13 protein-coding genes are annotated in these 13356 nt (G+C 36.7%); 8 read left to right on the forward strand and 5 right to left on the reverse strand.

Going from position 1 to position 13356, the window contains the following annotated elements; all coding sequences use genetic code 11:
• Positions 1 to 21 precede the first annotated feature (21 nt).
• Complete coding sequence (locus tag BKO01S_RS10170) at positions 22 to 207, reverse strand: YlaF family protein (protein ID WP_066052790.1); 186 nt, start codon at positions 205 to 207, stop codon at positions 22 to 24.
• Between the two features lie 184 nt (positions 208 to 391).
• On the opposite strand from BKO01S_RS10170, the gene typA reads away from it, so the two are divergent.
• Genes typA through BKO01S_RS10185 form a run of 3 tightly spaced genes read left to right on the forward strand, consistent with a single transcriptional unit; the run spans position 392 to position 2862 of the window.
• Positions 392 to 2230 (forward strand): translational GTPase TypA, encoded by a 1839-nt coding sequence (typA, locus tag BKO01S_RS10175; RefSeq protein ID WP_066052793.1) that lies wholly within the window; start codon positions 392 to 394, stop codon positions 2228 to 2230.
• Positions 2231 to 2252: 22 nt separating this feature from the next.
• Positions 2253 to 2570: a YlaH-like family protein gene (locus tag BKO01S_RS10180; RefSeq protein WP_066052797.1), complete on the forward strand. Its 318-nt coding sequence runs from the start codon at positions 2253 to 2255 to the stop codon at positions 2568 to 2570.
• A gap of 4 nt (positions 2571 to 2574) precedes the next feature.
• The gene (locus BKO01S_RS10185) at positions 2575 to 2862 is read left to right on the forward strand and encodes a hypothetical protein (RefSeq protein ID WP_066052801.1); all 288 of its coding nucleotides are present in this window, start codon (positions 2575 to 2577) and stop codon (positions 2860 to 2862) included.
• Positions 2863 to 2947: 85 nt separating this feature from the next.
• Here BKO01S_RS10185 and BKO01S_RS10190 read toward each other — a convergent pair whose 3' ends face one another.
• Positions 2948 to 3148 carry a YlaI family protein gene (locus BKO01S_RS10190; protein ID WP_066052804.1) on the reverse strand — a complete coding sequence of 67 codons (201 nt, stop codon included), beginning with the start codon at positions 3146 to 3148 and terminating at the stop codon, positions 2948 to 2950.
• A 145-nt stretch (positions 3149 to 3293) separates the two neighbouring features.
• On the opposite strand from BKO01S_RS10190, the gene BKO01S_RS10195 reads away from it, so the two are divergent.
• Positions 3294 to 3749: a pyridoxamine 5'-phosphate oxidase family protein gene (locus tag BKO01S_RS10195; protein ID WP_066052807.1), complete on the forward strand. Its 456-nt coding sequence runs from the start codon at positions 3294 to 3296 to the stop codon at positions 3747 to 3749.
• Positions 3750 to 3782: 33 nt separating this feature from the next.
• Here the strand turns inward: BKO01S_RS10195 and BKO01S_RS10200 are convergent, their stop codons facing one another.
• Complete coding sequence (locus BKO01S_RS10200; protein ID WP_066052810.1) at positions 3783 to 4382, reverse strand: YhcN/YlaJ family sporulation lipoprotein; 600 nt, start codon at positions 4380 to 4382, stop codon at positions 3783 to 3785.
• Positions 4383 to 4553: 171 nt separating this feature from the next.
• Here BKO01S_RS10200 and BKO01S_RS10205 point away from each other — a divergent pair, with 171 nt between their 5' ends.
• Positions 4554 to 5882 (forward strand): PhoH family protein, encoded by a 1329-nt coding sequence (locus BKO01S_RS10205; RefSeq protein ID WP_066052812.1) that lies wholly within the window; start codon positions 4554 to 4556, stop codon positions 5880 to 5882.
• Between the two features lie 74 nt (positions 5883 to 5956).
• Here the strand turns inward: BKO01S_RS10205 and BKO01S_RS10210 are convergent, their stop codons facing one another.
• Positions 5957 to 6454, reverse strand: coding sequence for a hypothetical protein (locus tag BKO01S_RS10210; RefSeq protein ID WP_066052816.1), 498 nt, complete (start codon positions 6452 to 6454; stop codon positions 5957 to 5959).
• Between the two features lie 186 nt (positions 6455 to 6640).
• On the opposite strand from BKO01S_RS10210, the gene BKO01S_RS10215 reads away from it, so the two are divergent.
• From BKO01S_RS10215 to pyc, 3 genes are all read left to right on the forward strand, one after another.
• Complete coding sequence (locus BKO01S_RS10215; protein WP_439951040.1) at positions 6641 to 6910, forward strand: Fpa/YlaN family protein; 270 nt, start codon at positions 6641 to 6643, stop codon at positions 6908 to 6910.
• Between the two features lie 187 nt (positions 6911 to 7097).
• The gene (locus BKO01S_RS10220) at positions 7098 to 8312 is read left to right on the forward strand and encodes an FtsW/RodA/SpoVE family cell cycle protein (protein ID WP_066052820.1); all 1215 of its coding nucleotides are present in this window, start codon (positions 7098 to 7100) and stop codon (positions 8310 to 8312) included.
• 74 nt (positions 8313 to 8386) lie between these two features.
• A complete protein-coding gene (gene pyc, locus BKO01S_RS10225) occupies positions 8387 to 11824 on the forward strand; it encodes a pyruvate carboxylase (protein ID WP_066052824.1) in 3438 nt (1145 codons plus the stop codon).
• 38 nt (positions 11825 to 11862) lie between these two features.
• Here the strand turns inward: pyc and BKO01S_RS10230 are convergent, their stop codons facing one another.
• The gene (locus tag BKO01S_RS10230) at positions 11863 to 12801 is read right to left on the reverse strand and encodes a COX15/CtaA family protein (RefSeq protein WP_066052827.1); all 939 of its coding nucleotides are present in this window, start codon (positions 12799 to 12801) and stop codon (positions 11863 to 11865) included.
• Positions 12802 to 13356 lie beyond the last annotated feature (555 nt).

The raw sequence follows: 13356 nt of genomic DNA on the forward strand, positions 1-13356 counted from the left end.
GGTTGGCTAATGCCAACCCTTTTATAGTTTCCCCTGTTCTCGCATTTTTTTCTTTGTCGTAAATCCAAATCCCATTACGATAACAAGTGCAACTATCGAAGCAAGGATGCCCGTTAAACTACGATAACCAATGGCTATTCCCGTTCCCATCATACAAGCTGCTGAAGCTAAAGCAAAAAATAATAATGGCCACTTAATTGATTTCAAGATAAAACCTCCTTGAGTGAGGTATTAGAATGTAAATAATTTGTGAAAAATAAAAGGGTATACGCTCCAATAATTATTTTACACAAAATATTACTAGGTTTCCACCTCGAATATGATATAATGTTTCAGTTATGACTAAAAAAGTAAAAATAAAAGTTTATATAAAAATGTAGGAGTGAACATATTGAATTTAAGAACAGACATTAGAAATATTGCAATTATTGCCCACGTTGACCACGGGAAAACTACTCTGGTTGACCAACTATTAAAGCAATCAGGAACTTTCCGTACAAATGAGCACGTGGAAGAACGTGCGATGGATTCAAATGATTTAGAAAGAGAACGTGGTATTACGATTCTTGCTAAAAACACAGCTATCCAATATAAAGACACTCGTATCAATATTCTTGATACACCAGGACATGCTGACTTCGGTGGAGAAGTTGAACGTATCATGAAGATGGTTGATGGTGTATTACTTGTCGTAGATGCATATGAAGGGTGTATGCCACAAACACGCTTTGTATTGAAAAAGGCTTTAGAGCAAAACCTTACTCCAATTGTTGTAGTAAATAAGATTGACCGTGATTTTGCTCGTCCAGCTGAAGTAATTGACGAAGTAATTGATTTATTTATTGAATTGGAAGCTACTGAAGAACAATTAGAATTCCCTGTTATTTATGCATCTGCCATTAATGGTACAGCTAGTGTAAACCCAGATAAGCAGGATGAAAACATGGAATCTTTATACGAAGCAATTGTAGAAAATATTCCTTCACCAGTTGATAATCGTGAAGAGCCTCTTCAATTCCAAGTAGCATTATTAGACTATAATGACTATGTAGGAAGAATTGGTATCGGTCGTGTATTCCGCGGAACGATGAAGGTTGGGCAACAGGTAGCACTTATGAAGCTTGATGGTTCTGTAAAGCAATTCCGTGTAACAAAAATCTTCGGTTTCTTCGGTCTAAAGCGTCAGGAAATCCAAGAGGCTTTTGCAGGGGACTTGATTGCAGTTTCTGGTATGGAGGATATTAACGTAGGTGAAACAGTATGTCCGGTTGAACACCAAGAGCCACTTCCTGTCCTGCGAATTGATGAGCCAACTCTTCAAATGACTTTCTTGGTTAATAATAGTCCATTCGCTGGAAAAGAAGGGAAATTCGTTACATCTCGTAAAATTGAAGAAAGACTTCGTGCTCAACTTCAAACGGATGTGAGTTTACGTGTTGAAAACACAGATTCACCTGATGCATGGGTTGTTTCTGGACGTGGGGAGCTTCACCTTTCTATTCTAATTGAGAACATGCGTCGCGAAGGCTATGAGCTCCAAGTATCGAAGCCTGAGGTAATCGTAAGAGACATCGATGGAGTACGCTGTGAGCCAGTTGAACGTGTGCAAATTGATGTGCCTGAAGAGCATACAGGTTCTATTATGGAGTCAATGGGTGCACGTAAGGGTGAAATGGTAGATATGATTAACAACGGTAGTGGACAAGTTCGTTTAATATTCATGGTTCCTGCTAGAGGATTGATTGGATATACAACAGAATTCTTAACATTAACTCGTGGTTATGGAATTATCAACCATAGCTTTGATAGTTATCAACCAATGGCACAAGGTCAAGTAGGTGGAAGACGTCAAGGAGTACTTGTATCAATGGAATCAGGAAAAGCATCTTCTTACGGTATTATGGGTGTTGAAGACCGTGGAACAATTTTTGTTGAGCCGGGTACTGAAATTTATGAAGGTATGATAGTTGGAGAGCATACTCGTGAAAATGACATTACGGTTAATATCACAAAGGTAAAGCAAGCAACAAATATTCGCTCTGCTAATAAAGACCAAACTACAACGATGAAAAAACCAAGAATTATGACTCTTGAGGAATCACTTGAGTATCTAAATGAAGATGAGTATTGTGAAGTAACTCCAGAATCCATTCGTCTCCGCAAAAAGATTTTAGATAAGAACGAAAGAGAAAGAGTCGCTAAAAAGAAAAAGATGGCAGAAATGAGCTAAGGTTTAAAAGGAGAGGGGTAGCGTGGAAGGATTACAAGGGTTTTCACCTAGTCTTAGATTTTTTATTGAGCTAACCGATGTAAAAACGGGTACTTGGCTTCAGTTTGTGACGTTAATTTTATTGACCGTAATTGTCTACAAATTAGGCTTTGCCAAGAAGCTGTCTATCTTAAAGAATGTTGTCATTTACACTTGTTTGGTATTAGGCTGTTTTGTTTTGTTGATTTTCTCTTATGGGCTTCCCATTGTAGAGGGATTAGCTGTTGCAGCTACCATTCTTATCATTTATAAAATTCGGCTTCATCAAGAGAGAAAACATCAAGTGAATGTAGAGGAGTAATCAGATGAAATCATTACAAGATACACTCTATAATTGGCTTACGATTAAAGTGGTTGTTGATGAACGTCCAGACGATACTGCTGCTGTTGATACAGAGAAAATGTTTTATGAAATGCTTGTTAAGGATCAAGGTCTCCAAAATATCGAGGTTACAACGGATGCAGTGATGTACTATGTCCATTACGATATGGATGGGGAACGAAAATCAAGTCGCTTTCCGAGGGAGCTCATTGAAGTGATGTTAAATCAAATCAATGAGTCACCAGAAAGATACGCAAATTACCCAGAATAAAAAAATCCGCTCCGTTTCGTAACGGGGCGGATTTTTTTATTCATGATGTCAAAGCTACAGGGCCAAGGTGCTTCTGCTTTGCGCTTTACCAATCGTCCTCTTCGTCCTTAGGTTTATATAGCCTAAAGTTTCCGGTAGCAATTCTTTCTTGTGTTCGTGCTGAAATTCTATCTTCACACTCTTTACACATGAATGTATGTATAGGACGATTTCGAAGACGCTTGGCTTGAAAGGAGTCACCGGGTAAGGATTCAATTTTATCGCAAATTACACATTTTACTCTCATAATCGCACACCTCAAAATTTATCTTTCTCTACTGTTATTGTATAGTAAAAATTTCTATATGGGTAGGACAAGAAGTCGAAATAAGGTTTCAAGGTTGAAACTACTTGAAAGTAGTTATAAGATAGAAATATAAGGAGGGAATGGTATGCCTAACCAAGTGGAACAAAAATTAATTCAGCCGCTGTTTGATGCCTTGCAAAAGGAACGTTTTGTAACGCTTTCAACAGTAGATTTTGAAACAGGGGGGCCGAATGTAAGTGCCATCTCTTGGATTTTAGCAAAAACAGATGAAAAAATCTATTTTGCGGTTGATAATCGTTCGAGAATTGTGCAAAACATTCAAAAGAATAATCAGGTTGTTATTAATATGATTGCAAATGAATCAACCTATTCAATTAGTGGAGAAGCAAGTGTTAAGATGGAAAAAATAAACGATATTCCACTAAAGCTTGCTCTAATAGAAATATCCATTAAAGAAGTACGTGACGTCATGTTTTACGGCTCTAAAATAACTGTAGAGCCAGAATATGATAAGACCTATGATAAAGCAGCAGCAACACGTCTTGATAATCAAGTCATGGATGCAATGAGAAAAGCTTAGCCTGTAGGGGCTAAGCTTTTGGCTTAGAATAGGTTAATCTTTATGGCCTTTTGACTGTTTTTCTTGAGTTTTCTCCAACTTTTCGGTTTCTTCTTCATTTAATTTACGTTTTGTTTTTTCAGTGGCTTTGTTAGCGTTTGGATCAATGATATCCGCTGGAACCTCAGGCATTAAGCGCCCTGAAATATCAGCTAATTCATTCACAATGCCTTGAAAGGGCTTACCGCTTTGAATATCTTCTTGGATTTCCCTTAATCGTGCTGTCATATCTGGATCAGCTACAACCACTGCTCGTGCACCGTGTGGATCATCTTTCAAACTTTCTGCTACGGTATATTTGATAGATCCTACTTGAGATCTGTCTATGTCTTCGTTCACATCAATCCCAACAATTGCATATCTTCCTAATACAACTGCGGTTGCATCATTCACACTTGGGATGGAAGTTGCTATATCAACCAGGTGCTTTGAAACCTTTTGTCCCGTTTCACGGTCAATATTAGGGATTGTACTATTTTTCACATTTATTGTATGTGTTTCCTCGTTCTGGTTTGCTTTAGATGTGGCATTATCCTGATTTCCGCACGCGGTAATAAACAGGCAACTTGCAAGTATTGCCATTGTTTTCCTCATAAGTTCCACCTCCGAATATGTTTGGTTACCGTTTATTGTGCAAAAATTCTTCTATCTTTATACAAGAAAACATATAGTTTACCAAAGCTCTTTTCTTAAGCAGAATTTTTGGCAAGGACATGTGGTTAATTCAAATTACTATAGAAATTAAGAGGAGCAGGAGGCATCAGTTTGAGTAAAATTTACGTATTAGATACCAATGTCTTGTTACAAGACCCATATTCCATCTTTTCCTTTGAGGACAATGAGGTAGTTATACCAGCCGTTGTCTTAGAAGAAGTGGATTCGAAAAAAAGGTATATGGATGAAATTGGAAGAAACGCAAGACAAGTATCAAGGCTCATTGATAACTTAAGACAAACTGGAAAATTACATGAAAAAATTCCGCTTGAAAATGGTGGAGTAATGAGAATTGAGTTAAACCACCGGTCTTTTCATCAGCTCCAGGATATTTTTGTTGAGAAAACAAATGATAACAGGATATTAGCTGTAGCCAAAAACCTATCTTTAGAAGAGGAAACCAAAGAGGATGGTCGTTTAGTAATTCTGGTCAGTAAAGATGCGTTAGTTCGGGTTAAAGCTGATGCAATCGGTTTGAATTCAGAGGACTTTTTAAGTGACCGAGTAATAGAAAATGATGCGATTTATACTGGTTATGCTGAGTTATTTGTGGAAGTGGATGTATTGAATCAGTTTTACGAAAAGGGAGAAATTCCAATATCGTTATTTTCGACGTATTCTTTTTATCCGAATCAGTTTTTGGTACTTAAGGATGCCATGGGCTCATCGCAATCTGCACTTGGAATGGTCGATTCAAAACGACAAAAAGTAAAGAAGCTAGTGTTTGATCATGACCATATTTGGGGAATTCGCTCAAGAAATGTTCAACAGACAATGGCGATTGAATTACTTTTAAGAAAAGACATTCCACTTGTTACATTAATTGGTAAGGCAGGAACTGGGAAGACTCTCCTTGCGCTTGCTGCTGGATTGATGCAAACGGAGGATTTTGGGGAATATAAAAAACTATTAGTCGCTAGACCGATTGTTCCTGTAGGTAAAGACCTTGGATTCTTACCTGGTGAAAAGGAAGAAAAACTACGGCCTTGGATGCAACCGATTCATGATAATTTAGAATATCTATTCAATGTAAAAAAACCTGGAGAATTGGATGCTATTCTTGCGGGGATGGGCTCCATTGAAGTAGAGGCTCTTACCTATATTAGAGGGAGAAGTATACCTGAGCAATTTATCATCATTGATGAAGCTCAAAATTTAACGAAACATGAAGTGAAGACCATTCTTACAAGAGTTGGTGAAAAAAGTAAAATCGTTCTAATGGGAGACCCAGAGCAGATTGATCATCCGTATCTTGATGCTTATAATAATGGCCTTACATATGTAGTCGAAAGGTTTAAAGACCAATCGGTTTCAGGCCATGTTAAATTATTTAAGGGGGAAAGATCCGGTCTTGCTCAATTAGCAGCTGACCTTTTATAATCAAGTGATTTTTTTTACCCTTAAATGGCACAAGCATTAACAAGCTATCAAATAGAAGAAGGATTGCCCTTCTTTTATTTGATAGCAACCGAACGGATATTTTTTATTGGTTGATGCTTATTAGAACCATCTCCATAAAAGGCATAAACTGGTCCATCTTCGAGTAGAGGCTTTCCGTCCTTTGAGAAACCCAAAATTAATTCTTGTCCTACCTCTAGTGGCATAGAAACCTCACCTTCAGTAGTAACTAGTAAGAGACTTTTTGCATCTTCTTTTATTTCTGCATTTTTTAAAAATGGCTTGAGTGGCATCCCGAACGTCCCTGTCAATATCTTTTCTTTTTCAAATTTTTTCTCCGTCTTTAAGGTTGGAGGAAATACTGCACCTTCCATTATTTCTCGGTCCCAATGCTTAGACATGCTTTTTTTATACACCTCTAGATCATCCACTTTTTCCTGACTTCCTTCGAAATAGGTAGTTAGATCTACTCGACGATCGTCAAAGATCCACACTCCAGGGTCTAAGGTGATTGTAAATGCTACTTTCCCTTGAATAGGTATAATCTTTTCCATAACAGTTCCCCCTTTGTATCTTTAGTATAGACGTAAAAAGGTTAAAAGTCATTTATGGAGGAAATTCAAAATTTCTGAATCTTTGTACGGGATCTCCTTATTATCCTTGCAATTTTCCTTTTAAACGTATAAAATTTATAGATAGGATAAACGCTCGGAAACGGGGGGACTAAGTTGGCGTCTGACATGGTATTAGATCATAAAGAAAGAGCAAATGCCTTATTAAAGGCTGACGCTGATAAAATTCTAAAGTTAATTAAAGTACAAATGGATAACTTAACGATGCCTCAGTGTCCGTTATATGAAGAGGTTCTGGACACACAAATGTTTGGTCTATCTCGTGAAATAGATTTTGCTGTTCGCCTTGGTTTGATTGAAGTAAAAGAAGGTAAGGCGATTTTAGGAGAACTAGAAAGAGAACTATCAGCCCTTCATGAAGCATCGCAAAGAAAATAACGTACTTTCGAAAGCTCAAACTTTCTCGAGAGAGACTGTTTGAGTTTTTTTATAAAAGTATTTTTTCTGAAAATTTGATATAATCAAGATAATAATTTTCAGTTGTAATTTCTTCACATCAAATGCAAGAATTTCAATGTTATAATATAATACATATTACGACTAAGAAGATGGGGAAGAGGGTTACATGTTTAAAAAAATATTAAAATCATACGATTATTCGTTAATCCTAGTTGTGGTATTGTTATCGTTATTTGGACTAGTTATGATTTATAGCTCAAGTATGGTTACAGCCATTCAAAGGTATGGATATGAAAGTGATCATTTTTACGATCGGCAAAAACTATTCTTAATAGGTGGAGCTGTATTATTTCTGTTCTTTTCTTTATTTCCTTACAAAATTATGCTTAGCAACCGCTTTTTGATTCCGATTGTGTTACTTTCCTTTACTTTACTCATTTTCATATTTCCATTCGGACATTCCGCGGGAAATGCTCAAAGTTGGTATAAGATTGGACCTATTAGCCTTCAACCATCAGAATTTGTCAAGGTAAGTGTTATTGTTTACTTGTCGGCAGTGTATGCAAAGAAGCAGTCATATATCAATCAATTTAATCATGGTGTACTACCACCTCTTGCTTTCATCATCATTGTCTGCTTTTTAATTGCACTTCAGCCCGACTTTGGGACAGCTGCGCTTATAGTAGCTATTTCAGGGATAATAATTATATCTTCTGGAATGAATATAAAGAATATAGGCAAATTAGTTATGTTGGGTGCTGTACCATCTATACCACTACTAATATTATTTAAGGATAAAATTTTTTCCTCTGTTCGTGTCGGAAGATTTGAAGCATTTATGAATCCTTTTGCCGAAGAAATAGCCCAAAAGGAAGGCTATCATATGGTAAATTCATTTCTTGCTTTAGGGGCTGGCGGTATTAAAGGTCTTGGGTTAGGCCAAAGTGTTCAAAAATTAGGGTATTTACCTGAACCACATACTGACTTTATAATGGCTGTAATATCTGAGGAACTTGGAGTATTAGGAGTTGCATTCGTATTATTTGGTTTAGGGTTTATTGTCCTAAAAGGGATCTACATTGGTTTAAAAAGCAAGGATGCTTTTGGTAGTTTGCTAGCTATCGGTATTTCGGGGATGGTAGGAATTCAATCATTCGTTAACTTAGCAGGTGTTTCGGGAGTTATTCCCTTAACAGGAGTTCCATTGCCTTTTATCAGTTATGGTGGATCATCTATTCTGCAACTCTCCATCTCAATGGGCATTCTAGTAAATGTTTCTATGTTCGTAAATTACGAAAAGAAGTATAAGGATACAGATAGTAAAAAAGCAGAAACATTTACTTCTACTAATCGTTTTGAAGGCTTTCAAATAAGAAAATAAGCGCTCTTGGTTTCCAAACCAAGCGCTTTTTATAAATACAATTCAGTATAAATATACAGAATGGGGTGTTTTATTTGCAAAGAAAGATTAATAAGGTATTAGTTGCAAACCGAGGAGAAATAGCTATACGTGTGTTTAGAGCTTGTACAGAGCTAAATATACGAACAGTTGCTATATATTCAAAAGAAGATTCTGGTGCATATCATCGTTATAAAGCCGATGAAGCATATCTCGTCGGAGAGGGTAAAAAACCGATTGATGCTTATTTAGACATTGAAGGGATCATTAGCATTGCCAAGCATAGCGATGTAGATGCTATTCACCCTGGTTATGGATTTCTTTCAGAAAACATTCATTTTGCTAGAAGATGTGAAGAAGAAGGGATTATCTTTATTGGCCCAAAATCAAGGCATCTTGACATGTTTGGAGACAAAGTAAAAGCTAGAACTCAGGCCCAAGCAGCAAAGATTCCTGTTATTCCTGGTAGCGATGGTCCAGTAAATAGCTTAGAGGAAGTTATTGCTTTTGGAAAAGAGTACCACTATCCAATTATCATTAAAGCCTCACTTGGTGGTGGCGGAAGAGGTATGCGTATCGTTAGGCACCTAGAAGAAGTAAAGGAAGCTTACGAGAGAGCAAAGTCTGAAGCAAAAGCGGCATTCGGGAATGATGAGGTATACGTAGAAAAGTATATTGAAAAGCCGAAGCATATCGAGGTGCAAATTATTGGGGATGAGTTTGGTAATATTGTCCATCTCTATGAGAGAGATTGCTCCGTTCAGCGTCGACATCAAAAGGTAGTAGAGGTTGCACCATGTATCTCTATTTCAGAGGACCTAAGAGATAGAATCTGTGCAGCTGCAGTTGACTTAATGAAAAATGTTGATTATCTAAATGCTGGAACAGTAGAATTTCTAGTTTCAGGAGAAGAATTCTACTTTATTGAAGTAAATCCACGCGTACAAGTTGAGCATACAATTACTGAAATGATTACGGGTGTTGATATCGTTCAAACGCAAATTATGGTTGCTGAAGGACATCAGCTCCATGATGAGACAATTGGTATTCCAAAACAAGAAGATATTCGTATTATGGGATATGCGATACAATCTCGTGTAACTACAGAAGATCCGTTAAACAATTTCATGCCTGATACAGGAAGATTAATGACTTACCGTTCAGGTGGTGGTTTTGGTGTCAGATTGGATGCAGGGAACGGATTCCAAGGAGCAATCATTACACCATATTATGACTCCTTACTTGTTAAACTTTCGACTCATGCTCTAACGTATGAACAGGCATGTTCGAAGATGGTAAGAAACCTACAAGAATTCCGTATTCGTGGGATCAAAACAAATATTCCATTCTTGGAGAATGTAGTAAAACATAAAAACTTCCGTAGTGGAAACTATGACACGTCATTTATCGATTCTTCGCCTGAATTATTTATGTTCCCAGTCCGTAAAGATAGAGGAACAAAAATGCTTTCGTATATCGGAAATGTAACAATCAATGGATTCCCGGGAATTGAGAAGAAGAAAAAACCAGTTTTTGATAAGCCAAGAATCCCGGTAACAGACTCATTACATGTTCAAAGTGGAACAAAGCAAATTCTTGATGAAAGAGGAGCAGAAGGCTTAGTAAAGTGGATTAAGGAGCAACCAGAGGTCCTTTTAACAGACACTACGTTCAGAGACGCTCATCAATCATTACTTGCTACTCGTGTTCGTACCACAGATTTAAAGCATATCGCAGAGCCGACATCGTTATTACTACCTGATATGTTTTCTTTGGAGATGTGGGGTGGAGCAACGTTTGATGTTGCGTACAATTTCTTAAAGGAAGATCCATGGGATAGGCTTTTAACTTTAAGAAAGCAGATTCCAAATGTATTATTCCAAATGCTACTAAGAGCTTCAAATGCTGTTGGTTATAAAAATTATCCAGATAATGTGATTCGTGAGTTTGTGGAGAAATCAGCTTATGCAGGTATCGACGTATTCCGTATTTTTGATAGTCTGAACTGGGTTAAAGGAATGGAAGTAGCTATCCAAGCGGTAAGAGATACAGGGAAAATAGCTGAAGCAGCCATTTGTTATACTGGAGATATCCTTGATACATCAAGACCGAAGTATAACTTAAACTACTATAAGGATTTGGCTAAAGAACTTCAAAATCAAGGGGCGCATATTTTAGCTATTAAGGATATGGCAGGGTTATTAAAGCCACAAGCTGCATATCAATTAATATCTGAATTAAAAGAAACCATTGATATTCCGATTCACCTACACACTCATGATACAAGTGGAAATGGAATATTTACGTATGCAAAAGCCATTGAGGCTGGTGTAGATATTGTAGATACAGCATTAAGTACAATGGCAGGATTAACATCACAGCCAAGTGCAAATACATTGTACTATGCACTTGAAGGCAATGATCGTAAGCCGAAGGTAGATATTAAAGCGTTAGAACAGCTTTCTTACTACTGGGAAGATGTGAGAAAGTATTACCACGATTTCGAAAGTGGAATGATGTCACCTCATACAGAAGTGTATCAGCACGAAATGCCAGGTGGTCAATATAGCAATCTTCAACAACAAGCTAAGGCAGTTGGCCTTGCTGACCAGTGGGAAGATGTGAAGGAAATGTATGCGCGAGTAAATCATATGTTTGGTGATATCGTTAAAGTTACTCCGTCTTCAAAAGTTGTTGGTGATATGGCGTTGTATATGGTTCAAAACGACCTAACGGAAGAGGATGTCCTTTCTAAAGGAGATAGTCTCGATTTCCCTAATTCGGTTGTAGAATTATTTGAAGGATACTTAGGACAGCCTGTTGGAGGCTTCCCAGAAGAACTTCAAAAAGTGATCTTAAAAGGTCGAGAGCCAATCACGGTAAGACCTGGAGAACTGTTAGAGGATGTTGATTTTACAGCTTTAAAAGAAAAGTTATTCAAAGAATTAGGAAGACCTGTAACGAGCTTTGATGCCATTGCTTATGCATTATATCCAAAGGTATTTAAAGACTATACGACTATGGTTGAGCAGTTTGGCGAAATTTCGGTGTTAGATACACCTACTTTCCTATACGGGATGAGACTGGGAGAGGAAATAGAAGTCGAAATTGAAACAGGTAAAACATTAATCGTGAAGCTTATCTCTATTGGTCAGCCTCAAGCTGATGGTACTCGTATCGTTTACTTTGAGTTAAATGGACAGCCGAGAGAGGTTGTCATTAAGGACGAAAGTATTAAGTCCACTGTTGCCTCTAAGATTAAAGCAGATCCGAAGAAAGAAACTCATATCGGTGCTTCAATGCCAGGAACAGTGATTAAAGTGTTAGTTTCTAAAGACGAAAAGGTTGAAAAAGGTGATCACTTGATGATTACAGAAGCTATGAAAATGGAAACGACGGTTCAAGCTCCGTTCTCAGGCTTTGTTAAAGATATTTATGTATCAAATGGTGAAGCCATTCAAACAGGTGACCTACTAATCGAGTTAGAGAAATAAACAGAGAAAAGGTGTTGCACATAAGTGCAACACCTTTTTTATAGCGAATGATTATTTTTTTTGTTAAGAGCAATCTGATTCTTTTTACTACGAGTAACGAGAAGAATAAAATAGCTTAATACTCCGAATAAGCATGAAATAAAAAATGCATGAGCCAAGGCGACAGTAAGGTTAAGGCGAGTAATTACTATTAAGGCTCCAGTCATGACTTGAAGTGATACAAGGATAAACGCTATCGTCCAGCCCCATACAATAACCTTTTCCTGTTTGTAATGCTTATAAGCTAATAGAGTAATATATCCAATCCAGAGAAAAATCAACCCAGCAGCGAATCTGTGGCCCATCTGTACCCATTCATAGAAATTAGTTGGTAAACCGATCACACTATTTATACAGAATGGCCAGTCTCTACAAACTAGGCTAGCATTCACATGCCTTACTAGAGCGCCGGTGTAAACGACTACATAACTATATACGCTAACTCCTATAATATGCTTACGTAAACGGGAGTCAATAATTAATTTATGAGCTTCGAAACGTTTGTCAATTTCAAATATAAGCAGTGTTAAAAGTAAAACAGCAGCGAATGAGATCAAAGATATACCGAAATGTAATGCTAGTACAAAATCTGACTGCCCCCAAACAACTGCGGCGGCCCCAATTAATCCTTGTAAAACCAGGAAGAAAAAAGATAATGCCGATAAAAACTTTGTTTCACGGATCTGTCCAATGGTTTTCCAAGACCAAATGGATAATACTAGAACCATTATGCCAACAACACCAGATACCACACGGTGAGCAAGTTCAATAATTAACTCAAGTGATATATCGGTTGGAATAAGTTGTCCATTACATAAAGGCCAAGAACGACCACATCCCATTCCAGACTCGGTTTTTGTAACAAGAGCTCCACCTAATAGAATTAATAACATACCAATCGTTGTAAGGACAGAAAACCATTTCAAGGCTCTGTTCAAAGAAATCACCTTCTCATCTAAGTTCACATAATTGTCATAAGTTTCTATTGACGTGTATAATATTAACCACATTTTAATATATCTTTATCATAACGAATTAGTAGAAAAAAAAATAGAAGGTAATTCGTTACATACTGCATTTTTGATACTACACAATCTATTGAGTTTTTACAATATGTATTATGGATTTAACACTATGAGTAAATTGGAAACTACTAAGTTATTTTCTAAATATAATATTAAATAGTTCAACTATACTTCATGAAGCCATATTTGTTTAAAAATAAAACAAAAACCTCTAATTATTATTATATTAACAAAATAACCAAAGGAATTTACGAAACAAATGGTGACACAAATATTTCAAAAATAATTCAAAAAAAGTTCACAAAAATGGAGTGAAGTATGATTTAATAGATTGAGGAAATGTTATTTTTCTACACAAATATTTAACATTATTTCCACTATTAAGATAATGAAAACTATCGGTAGAATATTGACTTAAATGGATAATAGTCATTTTCATTACAATATAGCATTAAAGCTAATAATGTA

Source organism: Robertmurraya korlensis NBRC 107688 (assembly GCF_001591645.1).
In the GTDB taxonomy this organism is placed as follows: domain Bacteria; phylum Bacillota; class Bacilli; order Bacillales; family Cytobacillaceae; genus Robertmurraya_A.

Bases quoted from the DNA above. Each gene is read 5' to 3' on its own strand.
- BKO01S_RS10195 (WP_066052807.1), top strand. From the start codon at position 3,294: ATGCCTAACCAAGTGGAACAAAAATTAATTCAGCCGCTGTTTGATGCC.
- BKO01S_RS10200 (WP_066052810.1), bottom strand. From the start codon at position 4,382: ATGAGGAAAACAATGGCAATACTTGCAAGTTGCCTGTTTATTACCGCG.
- BKO01S_RS10185 (WP_066052801.1), top strand. From the start codon at position 2,575: ATGAAATCATTACAAGATACACTCTATAATTGGCTTACGATTAAAGTG.
- BKO01S_RS10220 (WP_066052820.1), top strand. From the start codon at position 7,098: ATGTTTAAAAAAATATTAAAATCATACGATTATTCGTTAATCCTAGTT.
- BKO01S_RS10210 (WP_066052816.1), bottom strand. From the start codon at position 6,454: ATGGAAAAGATTATACCTATTCAAGGGAAAGTAGCATTTACAATCACC.
- BKO01S_RS10215 (WP_439951040.1), top strand. From the start codon at position 6,641: ATGGTATTAGATCATAAAGAAAGAGCAAATGCCTTATTAAAGGCTGAC.
- BKO01S_RS10190 (WP_066052804.1), bottom strand. From the start codon at position 3,148: ATGAGAGTAAAATGTGTAATTTGCGATAAAATTGAATCCTTACCCGGT.